This window comes from Pseudomonas sp. JBR1 (assembly GCF_028198185.1).
Taxonomy (GTDB): Bacteria; Pseudomonadota; Gammaproteobacteria; order Pseudomonadales; family Pseudomonadaceae; genus Chryseomonas; species Chryseomonas oryzihabitans_E.
Window position 1 is genome coordinate 755,405 of record NZ_CP116340.1, and the last position, 16,265, is coordinate 771,669.

Consider the following 16,265-nt stretch of genomic DNA (forward strand, 5'->3'; position numbering starts at 1 on the left):
ACCGTCTTTCTGCAGTGGCGCCTCCATGGTTCGTTTCCTCGCACGCTTTCGTCGTCCGTCCCGCCGTTCCTGGCTGAGAGTCCTCAAGACCGGCCCGCGAATGCTGTGCTCCTTTACCTTCGCGGCCGTACTGCTCGCCGGGCTCGGCAGCTTTTCCCTGTGGGAGATGCAGCAGTTACGCCGTCAGGCCCTGAGCATGGAGCAGGACTGGTTGCCGAGCATCGCCATCGCCGATTCCCTGGCGATCAATCTTGGCAAGCTGCGCAATCAGGCCTCGGTGGTCCTGCTCAACGCCGAGGATCCGGGCGCGGTGGCCATGAGCAGGATCACCCTGGAGCAGCTGGTCAACGAGACCAATCAGCTGTTTCGCGACTATGAGCCGGTGATCACCGATGCCACCGAGGGCGATTCGATCAAGGCGCTGCACGAGGCCTATCTGCCATTCGTGGACGGTCTGCGCGAGGAAGTACAGCTGATCGAGCAGCAGAAGATCCCGGCCGCGCGGATGCAGCTGGATACCGTGGTGGGCCTCAAGGGCGATCTGATGGACATGCAGGTGCAGCTCCTGCGCGAGCTGAACAAGCAGGGCGCCGCCCAAGCCAGGGAGGTGGCCAATATCCAGTTCATCCAGGCCCGCGCCATCGTCTGGTCGGTGATCGGTGGCGCCATCGTGCTATTGCTGCTGTTGGCCTGGCGCCTGACCCGTAGCGTGGTGCAACCGCTGCGCCAGGCGCTGGAGATCTCCAGTGGCATCGCCGCGGGTGACCTGCGCCAGACCATCCAGGCCAAGGGCCGTGACGAGGCGGCCCAGCTGCTGCTGACGCTGGAGCGCATGCAGGGCAATCTGCGCGAGGTACTGGCACACACCGGCAATGCCTCCGAGCAGCTGGCGTCGGCGTCGACGCAGATGAGTGCGGTGATGGACGAAAGCTGCCGCAGTCTGGAGCAGCAGACCGCCGACATTCAGGATGCGGCCAATGCGGTCACCCAACTGAACCAGGCGGTTCAGGCCGTGTGCGAGCACGCGACGTCCACCTCTGCCGAATCACAACTCTGCGTCGAGCAGGCCCAGCAAGGCCAGGCGCAGGTCCAGCAGACCCTGGTGGCCATTACCCAGTTGGTGGGCAACGTGGATGAAGCCGCCGCCCAGGCCGATCACCTGGCCGAGCAATCCAAGGGCATCAGCAAGATGCTCGACGTGATCCGCAACGTTGCCGAGCAGACCAATCTGCTGGCGCTCAACGCCGCCATCGAAGCCGCCCGTGCGGGTGATGCCGGACGCGGCTTCGCTGTGGTGGCCGACGAGGTGCGCGGCCTGGCGCGGCGTACCGGCGAGTCCACCCGGGAAATCGAAGGCCTGATCGACGGCGTGCAGCAGGTGAGCGAAAAGACCGTGATCGCGCTCGATCAGAGTCGCATCCAGGCCAGCCATACCCGCGAACAGGCAGAGGCGACCTGGCAGGTGCTGGAGGGCATCACCCAGGCGATCACCGCGATCGGTCAGCGCAACGACGCCATCGCGGCCGCCACCGAAGAGCAGACCGCCACTACCGCGGCGGTCGACCGTAATCTGACGCTGATCCGGGATGCGGCGACCCAGACCTCCGCCGGTGCCCAGCAGACCAGTGCCAGCAGCCAGCAGCTGTCGAGCCTGGCCGCTGATCTGCACGGCGCCCTGCAGCGCTTCGAGGTCTAGGGCGCGAGCGGCGTTGGTTCAGGCCGCCAGCATCACCCGATCACGGCCTTCCTGCTTGCCTCGATAGAGCGCTTGATCGGCGCGCTCCAGGGCGCTGGCGAAGGCTTCGCAGTCACGGATCTCGCAGACCGCCAGCGTCGCCGTGACCCGCGTGGGACCGCGTTCAAGGGACTGGGTGACCTCGCCTAGCCGCTGACGAATCCGTTCCGCTACGCTCCAGGCCACTTCGGTCCGGGCCTGGGGTAGCAACACCAGGAATTCCTCACCACCCCAGCGCGCAGCCAGATCCGTATGCCGGACCTCGCAGCGGATGACATCGGCGATCCGCTGCAGCACCAGATCGCCGCAGTCGTGGCCGAAGCGGTCGTTGATGTGCTTGAAGTGATCCACATCGAACAGGATGAGGCTACCGTTCACGCCGGCTTGCTGCTCCGCCTGGTGAAGAATGCGCCGACGGTTGTACAGGTTGGTGAGGCTGTCGTGGCTGGCGGAATGCAGGAGATCCAGCTGCATCTTGGTGCTGTGATGGAAAGAGGCGCCGGTGCCATAGAGCAGCAGGACCAGGGCGCAAATGATGTTGACCGTGCCGAACAGCTTGATCGTCAGGGGCGCCAGGTTGGTGGCGGGATGCAGCAGGTAGCCACCTGCCAGGGTCACCAGGATGCCGAGCACCAGCAGCAGGTGGCGTATGGGCGCGGTTCGGTAGTTGTAGATGACGATTGGCAGGATACACAGCACGTAGTAATGGAAGTTGCTGTCCCAGCCCAGCTGCCAGGTGGCGATCCAGGCGTGGGCGACTATCTCACAGCTCATCGTCAGGCTGGCGACGCGATAGCGACGCTGACGCAGGGCCGCCAGGCAACCCACGTAGGCCGCCACGCTGCACACGTTGGCCCAGGCCATCAGGGCCTGGTCGAGCAGGACGAAAACCACCAGCAGGGCGACGTGGATGCACATGGCCGCCTGGACCACGGGCTTGGCCACGTCCCAGAACCGTTCGAGCGAATGCTCCAGGGCCTGGTTGCGATCGCGATGGGAAAGAGCACTCATGAAGGGTCACCAGAAAGCAGTGCGCCAATGATAAACGCGCTAAATAATAAGCTTAATGGCAAACGGCCAGCCTGAGTAATCCTTTAGCCGAATGGAGTAGAGAAAGGGCTCAATGGAGCTTGCCGAGCCCTCTGCTCACCGCGCAGGCCGGCCTAGCCGCCCAGGCGGGCGCTGATGGCCTGGGCAGCGGCCTCGAGGCGGGACGCGGCCTCACCTTCGGTGTCCGCGGTGAAACCAGGGGCTGCACCTACCACCGTCAACACCCCCGCTAGGCGACCGCCGACGCCCAGCAACGGTGCGGAGAGCGCGTTGACGCCGGCCATCAGCAGGCCATGTACGGGCTGGAGGCGGGTTTCGCGCAGTAGGCGGGTGCTGTCGTCCAGGCTGGCAGGCGAGGGGGCTTGCGGCTGCCGAAGTTCTTCTTCCCGCAGCGCGGCGGTCTCGGCATCTGGCAGGAAGGCGTTGAACACCAGGCCCGTGGAGGAGCCGAGCAAGGGCAGCACCGAGCCGACCTGGGTGACCAGGGTAACGGCGCGGACGGCCTGCTCGACCAAAACCACGGTCGGCCCCTTGTTGCCCCAGACCGCCAGGAAGCAAGTCTCGCCGACCTCGTCGCGCAACGCTGCCAGTACGGGCGCGGCCAGTTTCACCACGTCCAGGCGGCCCAATGCCGCGAGGCCGACGAACAGCGCGGCCTGGCCGAGACCGTAGTGGTTGGTTCGCGGATCCTGCTCGGCGAAGCCACTGGCGATCAGCGCCTGCAGATAGCGGTGGACCTTGCTCGCCGGCATGTCCAGGTGACTGGCCAGGCGTGACAGCGAGGTGGAGGATGCCAACTCGGCGAGCGCCTTGAGGATGTCGGTACCGACTTCCGCGGCCTGGACCTTTTGCCGCCGTGGCGGGGCTTCTTCGGAGGTATTCGTCATCTGCTCGACCGACTGGGTAAAGGCAGCGTTATAGCTTGACGCTCTCTTGGGTTCAATTTACTTTTTGCGTAAACCTGTTACGCAAATAGGTGATCCAGTTGAACGTACAACAAGAAGAAGACAGGTCAGCGACCTACCAGTCGGGCTTCGGCAACCACCTGAACTCGGAAGCCTTGCCCGGCGCGCTGCCGATCGGGCAAAACTCACCACAGCAGGCCCCTTTCGGCCTCTATGCCGAGCAGCTGTCCGGTACCGCCTTCACCGTGCCGCGTGCCGAGGCGCGTCGCTCCTGGCTGTATCGGCTGAGGCCCTCGGCGGCTCACGGCCGCTTCTTGCGTTCGGCGAGGCAGCTGACCGGAGATGAACCGGGCGAGGCGACGCCGAATCGGCTGCGCTGGAATCCCTTGCCTTTGCCGACAGCCCCTACCGATTTCCTGGACGGCCTGGAACGGCTCGTGGCGACCGCCGCGGGGGATCAGGCCGAAGGCGCGAGCATCTATCGCTATGCCGCCAACACCTCCATGACGCGGGTGTTCTACAACGCCGATGGTGAATTGCTGATCGTGCCGGAATCGGGCCGACTCGATCTGGTCACCGAACTCGGTCTGTTGCGCATCGAGCCGCTGCAGATCGCGGTGATTCCGCGCGGGATGAAATTCCGCGTGGAGATCCCCGAGGGCGGACCGGTCCGCGGTTATGTCTGCGAGAACCACGGGCGCTGCCTGCGGCTGCCCGAGCTGGGGCCCATCGGCAGCAACGGCCTGGCCAATCCGCGGGATTTCCAGGCGCCTGTGGCACGTTTCGAAGATCGGGACGTGCCGACGCGCCTGGTACAGAAGTTTCTCGGCGAGCTCTGGGAAACCGAGCTGGACCACTCGCCCCTGGACGTGGTCGCCTGGCACGGCAACAACGTGCCCTACCGCTACGATCTGCGCCACTTCAATACCCTGGGCACGGTCAGCTTCGATCACCCGGACCCCTCGATCTTCACGGTGCTGACCGCTCCGGGCACCAGCGAAGGCATGGCCAACATCGACTTCGTGATCTTTCCGCCACGCTGGATGGTGGCCGAGCACACCTTTCGCCCACCCTGGTTCCATCGCAACCTGATGAACGAATTCATGGGCCTGATCCAGGGCGCCTACGACGCCAAGGCCGATGGCTTCGCGCCGGGCGGGGCGTCCCTGCATGGCTGCATGAGCGCCCATGGCCCGGATCACCTCTCGACGCAGAACGCGATCGCCGCGGAGCTGCGTCCGCACAAGATCGAGAACACCATGGCCTTCATGTTCGAAACCGGTCGCGTCCTGCGGCCAACCCGTCACGCGCTCGCCTCGCCGCAGCTGCAGCCTGACTATGACGCCTGCTGGGCAGATCTGGCCAAGTCATCCGTGGCACCTTCCGGAGTACCGCAACCATGACCGTCGACGGACTCAGCTGGGTCGACTCGGCCAACGGCCATGCCGATTTTTCCCTGCACAACCTGCCCCTGGGCGTGTTCAGTCGCGGCCAGGAGACGCCGCGTGGCGGGGTGGCCGTGGGTGATTTCATCCTCGATCTGCGCTTCGCCCTCGAAGCCGGCCTGTTCCAGGGCGAGGCGCAGCGGGCCGCGGAACTGGCCGGCGAGGAGACGCTGAATGCCTTCTTCGCCGCCGGCAAGACGACACGGATCGCCCTGCGCCAGGCGGTGCAGGCGCTGGTGCGGGCCGATCATCCGCAACGTGACCAGCTCCTGGAACTGGGTGAGCACCTGCTGCCCCCCCAGAGTGCCTGCCGGATGCACCTGCCGGCGCGCGTGGGCGACTACACCGATTTCTATGTCGGCATCCATCATGCCACCCAGATCGGTCGGCTATTCCGCCCCGACAATCCGCTGTTGCCCAACTACAAGCACGTGCCCATCGCCTACCACGGGCGCGCCTCGACACTGGGCGTCTCCGGCGAAGCCTTCAAGCGCCCCAGGGGCCAGACGCTGCCGCCCGGACAGGAGGCGCCCGTCGTCGGACCCTGTCGCCGGCTGGACTACGAGTTGGAACTGGGCATCTGGATCGGGCCGGGCAACGCCCAGGGTGAGCCCATCGCCATCGCCGATGCGGCGGAGCATATCGCCGGTTTCTGTCTGCTCAACGACTGGTCGGCGCGGGATATCCAGGCCTGGGAATATCAACCTCTGGGTCCCTTCCTGTCGAAGAGCTTCGCCAGCACCCTGTCACCCTGGGTGGTGACCGCGGAAGCCCTGGCGCCTTATCGCACGGCGCAGCCGGCGCGACCTACCGGTGACCCCCAGCCGTTGCCCTATCTGTTCGACGAGGACGATCAGGCCGGGGGCGCCCTGGATATCGAGCTGGAGGTGCTGCTGCACACACCGCTCATGGCGCAGCAGGGGCTGCCCGCCCAGCGTATCGCCCTGAGCAACACCCTGAACATGTACTGGACCGTGGCGCAGATGGTGGCCCATCACACGGTCAATGGTTGCGCGCTGAATCCGGGGGACTTCTTCGGCTCCGGCACCCTGTCCGGTCCGGACGCGGGCAGCTGCGGCAGCCTGCTGGAAGTCACCCAGGGCGGCAAACAGCCCCTGCAGCTGCCCGGCGGTGAAACCCGCACCTTTCTGGAGGACGGCGACGAGGTCATTCTCAGGGCACGCTGCCGCAAGCCCGGGCTGCCTGGGATCGGCTTCGGCGACTGCCGCGGCCGGGTGCAGGCGGCGGACTAGGCGTCAGCCCAGCTGATCGAGGGGCAGGGGTGAGGGACGTTTGATCTCGCGCAACACCACGGCGGAACGGATCTCGCTCACCCCCGGCAACTTGAAGATGACGCTGTGCAGGAAGGCGTCGTAGCTGGCGATGTCGGCGGTGACCACCTTGAGCAGGTAGTCGGCCTGGCCAGTGGTGCTGAAGCATTCGATGATGGCGGGGCAGTCCTGCACCGCGCGCTCGAATTCCTCCACCACGTTTTCCACGTGGCGTGACAGGTTCACCTCGGCCAGCACACAGGTGGCCAGCCCGACACGGGTGCGGTCGACCACCGCGGTATAGCCCTGGATGACGCCGTCCTTTTCCAGGGCCTTGAGCCGTTTCCAGGTGGGCGTGGTGGACAGGCCGATGCGCTGGGACAGGTCCTGGACCGAGAGGCGACCGTCCTGCTGCAGGGCGGCGAGAATTTTCAGTGAATAGCTGTCGCGAGTAGATTCATTTTTCATTTGTTGTTTTCCGTACCTGCTCTTGCTCCGATTATGCGTTTTCCGAGAAAACGGAAAAGCACTTTCTCCGCCCCGGCTCTTACCATCCTGTCCTAGGGATTCGGCGCGCCCGCCGCCGGCACCGTACTCACCACAGGACAAGAACAAGATGACGGTGATTCAGAAGAAGCCTCGCCAGGCCGCGCCTGTACCGGCAGCGCCTGCTCCTCACGCCGCCTATGATTGGCAGCGGGTGGCCTACCTGATGCTGGTCTCGCGTGCCCTCGACGAACTGGAGGAAACGAGACTGGTGCCCGAGCGCAAGGTGCTCTACCAGTTTTCCGCGCGCGGCCATGATCTGGCGCAGATTCTTTTGGGCCTGTCCCTCACCGATGTCCACGACGCGGCCTGCGGCTACTACCGCTCGCGGCCGATGCTGCTGGCGCTCGGAGTGGACCTGGCCGACGCCCTGGGGTCGTCCATGGCCCGCGCCGGGGGTTATTCCGACGGTCGCGACATCGGTGTGGTGTTCAATCATCCCAATGTGGGGGGTGCCACGGCGCTGCCCATGTGCGGTGGCGTCGGTGCCCAGTACACGCCCACCGCCGGCTGGGCCCAGGCCGTCGAGTACCGCGCCCGGGTGATGGGCGACGCAAGCTTTGCCCGCTCCATCAGCGTGGTGATGGGCGGCGATGGCTCGGTCGCCACCAACGGTTTCTGGTCCGCCCTGACCATCGCCACCACCCAGAAGCTGCCCATGCTGTTCTACATCGAGGACAACGGCTTCGGCATCTCCGTCCCCTCGACCTTCCAGACCCCGGGTGCGGATATCGCCCGGAACCTCGCCAGCTTCCAGGGTCTGCATGTGCTGTCTGGCGACGGTTGCGACCCCCAGCAGAGCGCGACCCTGATCCAGCAGGCCATCGCCCACGTGCGCGACCGCCAGGGTCCCTGCCTGCTGCGCCTCAAGGTGCCTCGCCTGCAGGGGCATAGCTTCCAGGACACCCAGGCGTACAAGAGCGCGGCGACGGTGAAACGCGAGTGGTCGCGCGATCCCTTGCCGCGCCTACGCGACTTCCTGGTGCCGGCGAGCCTGTCGGTGCACGCCTGGGAGGCGCTGGAGCGTTCCGCCCACGAAGCCGTCGAGGTGGCACGGGAAGCGGCCGAAGCCAGACCGATCAGCGATCCGCAGCAGGTGACCCGCCACGTGTTCTTCGAGGGTGAACTGCAACTCCGGGGTGGCCAGCATCCCGAAGGCTATGTGCCGCCACCGGTCAGCGAAACACCCACCCCCGCAGGCCAGCGACTGAACATGGTCGCCGCCATCCGCCGCACCCTTGATCACGAATTGGCGGTGAACGAACGAGTCGCGCTGTTCGGAGAGGATGTCGGGCCCAAGGGCGGTGTTCATGCGGTGACCCTGGGGCTGCAGGAGAAGTACGGCGCCGAGCGCGTCTTCGACACCAGCCTGTCGGAGGAGGGCATCATCGGCCGGGCGGTGGGCATGGCCCTGGCGGGGCTGATGCCGGTGCCAGAGATCCAGTTCCGCAAGTATGCCGACCCGGCGATGGAGCAGATCAACGACTGCGGCACCATGCGCTGGCGTACTCATAACCGCTTCGCCGCGCCCATGGTGGTCCGCATCCCCGGCGGCTTCTTCAAGTGCGGCGATCCCTGGCACAGCCAGACCAACGAGGTCCAATTCGTGCACTCGCCCGGTTGGCGGGTGGCCGTGCCGTCCAATGCCGAGGATGCCGTCGGCCTGCTGCGTACGGCCCTGAGGGGCAATGACCCGGTGATCTTCTTCGAGCACCGCGCCATGCTCGACGCCGCTTCGGCGCGGCGGCCCTATCCCGGTGACGACTTCGTGCTGCCCTTCGGCAAGGCGCGCACGGTGGTAGCCGGCGACGCCCTGACGCTGGTGACCTGGGGAGCCATGGTCGAGCGCTGCGAGGCCGCCGCCGAGGGTCGCTCGGTAGAGGTCATCGACCTGCGCACCCTAATGCCCTGGGACCGCGAGGCGGTACTGGCCTCGGTCAACCGCACCCATCGGTGCCTGATCGTCCATGAGGACCTGGGCACGGCCGGCTTCGGCGCTGAAATCGCCGCCGTGGTCGCCGAGCAGGCCTTTCTGCAACTGGACGCCCCCGTGGCCCGGCTGACCATGCCCGACATCCCCAGTCCGCATCATCCGACGCTGATGGAATTCGTCTTGCCTTCGGTAGCGCGGATCCAGGCCAAGATCGACGAACTGGTGGGGTTCTGACATGAACGATCTGACCGTGCAGAACCCGCCAACGGTGGAGATCCGCGCGCCGCTGGAGCGCGATGGCACGAGGGCCGAGGTCCGCCGCTGGTTGAAGGAGAGCGGCGAGCCAGTCGCCAAGGACGAGCCCGTGGTCGAGCTGGAGACCGACAAGGTGGTGGTGGAGGTCGCCGCACCGGCGGCCGGTATCCTGGAGATACTTGAGGTGGCGGGCGGCGACGTCGAACCGGGGGCCGTGCTCGGCCGTATCGGCGCAGGCGCAGGGCAGTCGCTCGAACCCCAGCCGGGGCCAAATGCGGAAGCCCCACCATCGTCAGAGAGCGAGCGGGTCCGTTTCGATCCCGCGTTGCGCCTGTCGCCCGTGGTGCGCCGCCTGCTGGCGGAGCACGACCTGGACCCGGAGGCGCTGGCGGAGCAGGGCACCGGGCGCGACGGCCGCCTGACCCGCGAGGACGTGCTCAAGGTCATTGCCGAGCGCACGCAGCCGGCAGGAAAACAGTCGGTGCCAGCGGTCACCGAGGAAGCAGCACCGGAACGGCCGGCGCCGTCTGCGGGTCCCCGCGTGGCCGCCCAGGTCCCGCACAGCACCCTGCGCCGGACCATCGCCCAGCGCCTGCAACAGTCGGTGATGGTCGCCCCCCATGTGACGACCGTCTTCGAAGCCGACTTTACCGCCGTCGAGGGGCACCGGCGCCGCCACAAGCCGCGGTTCGCCGAACAGGGCGTGCGGCTGACCCACACGGCCTACCTAGTCCTGGCCGCCGTGGCGGCCATGCGCCGGGTGCCGGAGGTGAACAGCCGCTGGCATGACGACTACCTGGAAGTGTTCGCCGATGTGAACCTGGGCATAGGCACCGCCCTGGGCGAGCAGGGACTCATCGTGCCGGTCATCCACCAGGCGCAGGCGTTGTCGCTGCTGGGCGTCGCCACCCGCCTGCAGGAGCTGACCAATGCCGCACGCGGCGGCTTTCTCCGGCCGGAAGAGGTCCGCGGCGGCACCTTCACCCTGTCCAATCATGGCGTCTCCGGTTCGCTGCTGGCCACGCCCATCATCATCAACCAGCCGCAGTCCGCCATTCTGGGCGTGGGCGCCCTGGAAAAGCGCGTGGTGGTACGAGAGATCGAGGGTATCGACACCTTCCAGGCGCGGCTCAAGGCCTATGTGTCCCTAACGATCGACCATCGGGTGCTGGATGGCAGTCAGGCCAATGCCTGGTTGACGCGCTTCATCGAGGTGATCGAAGGCTGGCCGCTGGAGTAGCGACCAGCCTTGACAAGACGCACGCAGCAGGAGCAGATTCCACTTAACGTAATTCAATTACGCAAAAACAAGAAATGGTAAGGCGATCGCGGGGCAGCCCTGATGGACCTCTACACCTATTACCGCTCGAGCTCGTCCTACCGGGTCCGCCTCGCGTTGGCCCTGAAGGGGCTCGATCATCGCGCCGTACCGGTCAATTTGCTGAGCGACGAGCAGCGCCAGCCCGCCTACCGCGCGCTCAACCCCCAAGGGCGGCTGCCCAGCCTGCGCCTCGACGGCGGCGAAGTCCTGAACCAGTCACCCGCCATCATCGAATACCTGGAAGAACGCTATCCGGCGGTGCCGCTGCTGCCGACGGATCCACTGCTGCGCGCCCGCCATCGTGGTATCGCGGCCCTGATCGGTTGCGATATCCACCCACTGCATAACGTCTCGGTGCTCAATCGCCTGCGCGGCCTGGGCCTGGATGAACCGGCGATTCTCGACTGGATTGCCCACTGGATAGGCGAGGGGCTGGCCGCGGTGGAGGCGCAGGTCGGCGATACCGGGTTCTGTTTCGGCGCACGGGGGCTGGCCGACGTCTACCTGCTGCCTCAGCTCTATGCCGCGCGGCGCTTCCAGGTGGACCTGTCGGTCTACCCGCGCCTGCTGCGCGTGGAGGCCTTAGCCGCAGCCGATCCCGCCTTTCAACAGGCCCACCCCGCGATGCAACCGGATAGCCCGGAGCGGGTGGCCTCGTGAAATTCCTCGGTTGCCAACTCCTCCTCGGTGACTTCCTCGCCCGCAGCGTACGGGGCCTCTCCTGCGCGCCGCCCTTGACCTGGTGCTAGACCGCGTTACCGGCATCGTCCCTCCCGTCGCCAGTCAAGGAGCCAATCATGGCCGATCTGTTTGAAAACCCCATGGGCCTCATGGGTTTCGAGTTCATCGAGTTCGCCTCGCCCACCCCGAATGTCATCGAGCCGGTGCTGGAAAGCCTCGGCTTCAGTCACGTCGCCAACCACAGGTCCAAGGACGTGCTGCTGTTCCGTCAGGGCGACATCAACGCCGTCGTCAACCGCGAGAAGACCGGTCATGCGGCCTATTTCGCCTCGGAGCACGGCCCATCCGTTTGCGGCATGGCCTTTCGTTGCCGTGATTCCCACCACGCCTATGCCAAGGCCCTCGAACTCGGCGCCCAGGCGGTGGACATGCCCACCGGTCCCATGGAATTGCGCCTGCCGGCGATCAAGGGCATCGGCGGCGCGCCGCTGTACCTCATCGACCGCTTCGAGGAGGGCAGCTCCATCTACGACATCGACTTCGTCTTTCTGGACGGGGTCGAGCGCAAGCCGGTGGGCGCCGGTCTCAAGGTCATCGACCACCTGACCCACAACGTCTATCGCGGACGCATGGCCTACTGGGCGGACTTCTACGAGCGGCTGTTCAACTTCCGCGAGCTGCGCTATTTCGATATCAAGGGTGAATACACCGGCCTCACTTCCAAGGCCATGACCGCGCCGGATGGCCTGGTGCGTATTCCGCTCAACGAGGAATCCTCGCGCGGCGCCGGACAGATCGAGGAATTCCTCATGCAGTTCAACGGTGAGGGCATCCAGCATGTGGCCTTCCTCACCGACGACCTGATCGCCACCTGGGATCGCCTCAAGGCCTGCGGTACCCGCTTCATGACGGCGCCGCCCGAAACCTATTACGAGATGCTCGAAGGTCGTTTGCCCAACCACGGCGAGCCGGTGGAGGAGCTGAAGTCTCGTGGCATCCTGCTCGACGGCAGCGCCGAAGGTGGCGAGCGCCGGCTGTTGCTGCAGATCTTTTCCCAAACCGTGCTGGGGCCGGTGTTCTTCGAATTCATCCAGCGCAAGGGCGACACCGGTTTCGGCGAGGGCAACTTCAAGGCGCTGTTCGAATCCATCGAGCGCGACCAGGTGCGCCGTGGGTTACTGAGCACCGCGGAGTAGCGCCTGGCTCCCCGTCGGCTTGCCCAGCGGTGGGGAGGCCTCTAAGGTGACGGCACGCCGTGCAGGCGCTCTTCAACTCTAGAGGTGGCCATGGAACTGAGCCAGACCCTGGCGCAGGAAATCGTCGAGCGCGCCATGCGCATCCTGCCGGGCAACGTCAATGTCATGGATGCGTCCGGGCTGATCATCGGCTCGGGTGATCCCGCACGGTTGTTCACTCGTCATGCCGGGGCGCGTCAGGTGATCGCCGAGGGGCGCGCGGTGGCCCTGGATCGGGCTGCCGCTGCCCGGCTGCCCGGCGCCCAGGCCGGGATCAACCTGCCGTTGTATCGCCAGGGCGAGCTGGTCGGGGTGCTCGGGGTGACAGGCGAGGACGCCGAGCAGCTGCGCCTGCCGGCCGAACTCTTGCGGCTGACGGCCGAAATGCTCATCGAACAGGCAACCGGGCAGCTGCCCAGTACGCCCTTCATGACAACGCCCCTGCTGCGTCAGCTGCTGGCACCGGGTGCGACAGTCGAGCTGGGTCGCCATGCCACTCTGCTCGGCCTGAAACCGGACCTGCCGCGGGACGTTTTGCTGCTGGCGTTCGCCGCGCCGGCGCCAGACTTTGGCGACTGGGCACAGCGGCGAGTGCCCGACAGCTGGTGCCTGCCGCGTGAGGACGGTCAGTGGCTCTGGTATCGCCCAGGGGAGGAGGCCCCTGAGGCGCTCTTGGAGGAATTGCCGGCCCAGGGCTGGGCACTCGCACGCAGCGCCTGGATTCCCCAGGCACGGCCTTGGACAGGGCTGGCCGAGACGACCCTGCGCGCGTTGGATCTGCTGGCGGTGGCGAGGCGACTGCAACCGCAACGCCATCAGGTGCGCCTGGATGACCTGGCCTTGCCGACCTGGTTGCAGGGGTACGTCTCCCGCACGGGCGACACCTGGCTGCTGGAACCGCTACTGCGGCTTCGCCAGGCTGATCGAGAGGGTCAGCTGCTGGCGACGTTGCACAGCTGGTTCGCCCAGGATGCCAGCCCCCAGGCCTGCGCCGAGGCGCTGGGGCTGCACCGCAACGGCCTGCGTCATCGACTCGATCGTATCCAGGCGCTGACGGGCCGGGATCCACGTCGCTTCGCCGACGCCGCCGAACTGTACTGCGCGCTGCTGCTGATGGATCATCACTGGGCAGACGCCTAGTCATGATCCATCTTCGCTGGGCATTCGTCCTGTTGTAGTGCCGCCTGATCCGGGAAACACTCGGCGCACAACAACGGAGAATCGCTCATGAAGATCGTCATCGCCCCTGATTCCTTCAAGGAAAGTTTGTCGGCCGCCGGCGTCGCGCGCGCCCTGGCCCGAGGTCTGCGCCAGGCCCTGCCGGAGGCGGAGCTGATCGAGTGCCCGCTGGGCGATGGCGGTGAGGGCACCCTGGACGCGGTCCTCGCAGCTACTGACGGCGAGGTGCGCGAGGCGCAGGTGACCGGCCCTCTGGGCGAAGCGGTAACCGCCCGCTGGGGCTGGCTGGCCGAGCAGCGCACCGCCTTCGTCGAGATGGCCAGCGCCAGCGGCTTGGAGCTGGTACCGAAGGCGCGTCGCGATGTCCGGGTGGCGACCTCCCGAGGGACGGGTGAGCTCTTGCAGGCGGCACTGGATGCCGGGGCCGAGCGTCTGGTTCTGGCCATCGGCGGCAGCGCCACCAACGACGGTGGCGCGGGGCTGCTGCAGGCCCTGGGCGCGCGGCTGCTGGATGCCCAAGGGCAAGCGCTGGCACCCGGTGGTGCGGCCCTGGCCAACCTGGCGAGCATCGACCTGGCGGACCTGCACCCGCGTCTGGCCGAGGTAGCGGTGGTCATCGCCGCCGATGTCGACAATCCGCTCTGCGGCCCTCAGGGGGCCAGCCATGTCTTCGGGCCGCAAAAGGGTGCTTCGCCTGAACAGGTGCTGGAGCTCGATGGCGCGCTGGCGCATTTCGCCACGATCACCGCCGCCACGCTGGGCCGCGATGTCCGCGAGCAGCCCGGTGCCGGCGCTGCCGGCGGTGTGGGCTTTGCCGCCCTGGCCTTTCTCGGGGCGACCTTCCGCCCCGGTATCGAGGTGGTGGCGGACCTGGTGGGGCTGGAGGAAGCGCTGGTGGGCGCTGATCTGGCGTTGACCGGGGAAGGGCGGCTCGATGGCCAGACCCTGAGGGGCAAGACGCCCGCCGGCGTACTGCGCCTGGCGCAGCGCCAGGGCGTACCCGTGGTGGCCGTGGCCGGCTCCCTGGGCGAGGGCTACGACGCCCTCTATGAGCAGGGCCTGGCAGCGGCCTTCAGCCTGGTCCCCGGGCCGCTCAGCCTGGACGAGGCGCTGGCCCAGGCCGAGGTACTGCTGGAGCGTACCGCCCGCGACATCGGCCGCCTCTGGCGGACCGCCAGAAGCTGAGGCCAGAGCCCTTCATGATGGCTGGCAGGGCGGCCGGATTTACCTCATGCTGGCGTCCCGTTCTCGATCGATTGCCGTGATGACCCCGACTGCGATCCTGCGTACCGGCCTGCTGTCCTTGGCGCTGGTGCTGCCGCTGCATTCCGCCCAGGCGGTAATTCCCAGCCTCAAGCCCGCCAATACCTGCGTGCGTAGCGCCTTCGTCCTGCGCTGCCAGGACAGGCAGGGAGGCTGGTACGGGGTGATGGTGCAGGGCAATGACACCCTTATGCGCGGCTATGATCCGGTCTCGGGTCTGTCCTGGTCCCAGACCAGCACCCGCTTGGGGCGGCTGCAGTTCTTCAGCGGCCTGACCAGCGACGGCCACCTCTGGCTAGGCCGTACCCATCAGCTTGGCTGGAACGTCATCAGTCGCTTTTCCACCTCACAGGGGGACCGCGCCCGCACCAGCTGTAATCGCGTGGCGGGGTGCGAGTGGCGCTAGGTGTCGAGTTGAATGGACCGGGCAGCTGGCCCGGGCAAGGTCTGAGCCGCGCTGCCGGGTAGGTTGCCCCTCAGCCCAACGCCTGGGTCAGCAGTGCGAACTGATCCACCCCGTCGCGGGACACCGGCGCCTCGCCCCTGGCCATCTGCTCGACCTCATCGACCTGGGGGATGCCCAGCTCGATGAGCCAGGGATTGAGGCCGCTACGAGCCGTCACATCAAAGCGTACATAACGTCCTTCGGCGTGACGGAGCAAGGCAAGGATCAGCGCCCTGGCCTGGTCGGCGGATTCGGCGATCACCGGGCCGACCGACAGACCGCGACCGTAAGGGCGCAACAAGGCGAAGCCGCGCAGCTGGCCGTCACGCTCCAGACCGACGATGCGCTCGGCCTGCGGCAGCAGCTTTTGTAATAGGGTGGTGCGGTCCAGGCCGGTAGCAGCCTGGGCGAGAAGCTGAAGCTGGGGGGCAGCGTCCAGGGTCAACTCCAGAACCTGGCTTTCCAGCGGGTGTTGCTGTTCGTCCATGGCCGGCAACGTGGCGACCTGGTGCTGATAGATGCGCTCGTAGGAGACGAAGCCCTGGCTGCGGTAGAGCGGGGCACCGCGCAGGGTAGCGACCAGCAGTGGTGTGCGGGTGCCGGCCAGTCCGATAAGACCGTCCATGAGGCGGCGACCGTGACCCTGGCCCTGGTGGCTGTCGGCGACGATCACCAGGCCGATGGTGGCGAAATCGCCCTGGGGGACGCAGAAGCCGGTACCGAACACCCCCTGGTCGTCCTCCAGCGCCAGGCCTTCCCCGGTATGGAACAGGCATTGCCAGTCTTCCAGCCGATGGGGCCAGTGCAGCGCCTGGGACAGGCGGTAGGCGGTAGCGAGGTCAGTTTCGCGCAGAGGTCTCAGGGTGGCGTGGGACACGGCAGGGCTCCGGTTCGGGTCTGGCTGATGCAGACGTCAGCCTAGCAAGACGCGACGGCAGATTCGGTTGCCGGTAGCAGGACGCAGCGGCGTGAGGCGCCGAAGGTCCGGCCCAGTTCGGCAA

14 protein-coding genes are annotated in these 16,265 nt (G+C 66.6%); 10 read left to right on the forward strand and 4 right to left on the reverse strand.

The window, feature by feature from the left end:
- The first annotated feature begins 25 nt into the window (after window positions 1–25).
- Window positions 26–1,696: a methyl-accepting chemotaxis protein gene (locus PJ259_RS03645; RefSeq protein ID WP_271654750.1), complete on the forward strand. Its 1,671-nt coding sequence runs from the start codon at window positions 26–28 to the stop codon at window positions 1,694–1,696.
- 18 nt (window positions 1,697–1,714) lie between these two features.
- Here PJ259_RS03645 and PJ259_RS03650 read toward each other — a convergent pair whose 3' ends face one another.
- Together PJ259_RS03650 and PJ259_RS03655 are read right to left on the reverse strand one after the other, a co-directional pair.
- Window positions 1,715–2,746, reverse strand: a complete 1,032-nt coding sequence (locus tag PJ259_RS03650) for a GGDEF domain-containing protein (RefSeq protein WP_271654751.1) — start codon at window positions 2,744–2,746, stop codon at window positions 1,715–1,717.
- Between the two features lie 152 nt (window positions 2,747–2,898).
- Window positions 2,899–3,672, reverse strand: coding sequence for an IclR family transcriptional regulator (locus tag PJ259_RS03655; protein WP_271654752.1), 774 nt, complete (start codon window positions 3,670–3,672; stop codon window positions 2,899–2,901).
- A 98-nt stretch (window positions 3,673–3,770) separates the two neighbouring features.
- Here PJ259_RS03655 and hmgA point away from each other — a divergent pair, with 98 nt between their 5' ends.
- Complete coding sequence (gene hmgA / locus PJ259_RS03660; RefSeq protein ID WP_271654753.1) at window positions 3,771–5,093, forward strand: homogentisate 1,2-dioxygenase; 1,323 nt, start codon at window positions 3,771–3,773, stop codon at window positions 5,091–5,093.
- Window positions 5,090–6,388, forward strand: coding sequence for a fumarylacetoacetase (gene fahA, locus PJ259_RS03665; RefSeq protein WP_271654754.1), 1,299 nt, complete (start codon window positions 5,090–5,092; stop codon window positions 6,386–6,388). The genes hmgA and fahA overlap by 4 nt, the downstream gene beginning before the upstream one ends.
- Before the next feature lie 3 nt (window positions 6,389–6,391).
- Here fahA and PJ259_RS03670 read toward each other — a convergent pair whose 3' ends face one another.
- On the reverse strand, window positions 6,392–6,874 hold the full coding sequence (locus PJ259_RS03670; RefSeq protein WP_271654755.1) for an Lrp/AsnC family transcriptional regulator: 483 nt from the start codon (window positions 6,872–6,874) through the stop codon (window positions 6,392–6,394).
- Window positions 6,875–7,022: 148 nt separating this feature from the next.
- Between PJ259_RS03670 and PJ259_RS03675 the strand changes: the two genes are divergently transcribed.
- The 7 genes from PJ259_RS03675 (at window position 7,023) to PJ259_RS03705 (ending at window position 15,225) form a co-directional block, all read left to right on the forward strand.
- The gene (locus PJ259_RS03675) at window positions 7,023–9,119 is read left to right on the forward strand and encodes an alpha-ketoacid dehydrogenase subunit alpha/beta (protein WP_271654756.1); all 2,097 of its coding nucleotides are present in this window, start codon (window positions 7,023–7,025) and stop codon (window positions 9,117–9,119) included.
- Between the two features lies 1 nt (window position 9,120).
- Complete coding sequence (locus PJ259_RS03680) at window positions 9,121–10,380, forward strand: dihydrolipoamide acetyltransferase family protein (protein WP_271654757.1); 1,260 nt, start codon at window positions 9,121–9,123, stop codon at window positions 10,378–10,380.
- A gap of 102 nt (window positions 10,381–10,482) precedes the next feature.
- On the forward strand, window positions 10,483–11,121 hold the full coding sequence (maiA, locus tag PJ259_RS03685) for a maleylacetoacetate isomerase (RefSeq protein ID WP_271654758.1): 639 nt from the start codon (window positions 10,483–10,485) through the stop codon (window positions 11,119–11,121).
- 137 nt (window positions 11,122–11,258) lie between these two features.
- On the forward strand, window positions 11,259–12,338 hold the full coding sequence (gene hppD, locus PJ259_RS03690) for a 4-hydroxyphenylpyruvate dioxygenase (protein ID WP_271654759.1): 1,080 nt from the start codon (window positions 11,259–11,261) through the stop codon (window positions 12,336–12,338).
- A 90-nt stretch (window positions 12,339–12,428) separates the two neighbouring features.
- Window positions 12,429–13,517 (forward strand): CdaR family transcriptional regulator, encoded by a 1,089-nt coding sequence (locus tag PJ259_RS03695; RefSeq protein WP_271654760.1) that lies wholly within the window; start codon window positions 12,429–12,431, stop codon window positions 13,515–13,517.
- An 87-nt stretch (window positions 13,518–13,604) separates the two neighbouring features.
- A complete protein-coding gene (locus PJ259_RS03700) occupies window positions 13,605–14,741 on the forward strand; it encodes a glycerate kinase (RefSeq protein WP_271654761.1) in 1,137 nt (378 codons plus the stop codon).
- 79 nt (window positions 14,742–14,820) lie between these two features.
- On the forward strand, window positions 14,821–15,225 hold the full coding sequence (locus PJ259_RS03705) for a hypothetical protein (RefSeq protein ID WP_271654762.1): 405 nt from the start codon (window positions 14,821–14,823) through the stop codon (window positions 15,223–15,225).
- Window positions 15,226–15,295: 70 nt separating this feature from the next.
- On the opposite strand, the gene PJ259_RS03710 is transcribed toward PJ259_RS03705, so the two are convergent.
- The gene (locus tag PJ259_RS03710) at window positions 15,296–16,141 is read right to left on the reverse strand and encodes a GNAT family N-acetyltransferase (protein WP_271654763.1); all 846 of its coding nucleotides are present in this window, start codon (window positions 16,139–16,141) and stop codon (window positions 15,296–15,298) included.
- Window positions 16,142–16,265 lie beyond the last annotated feature (124 nt).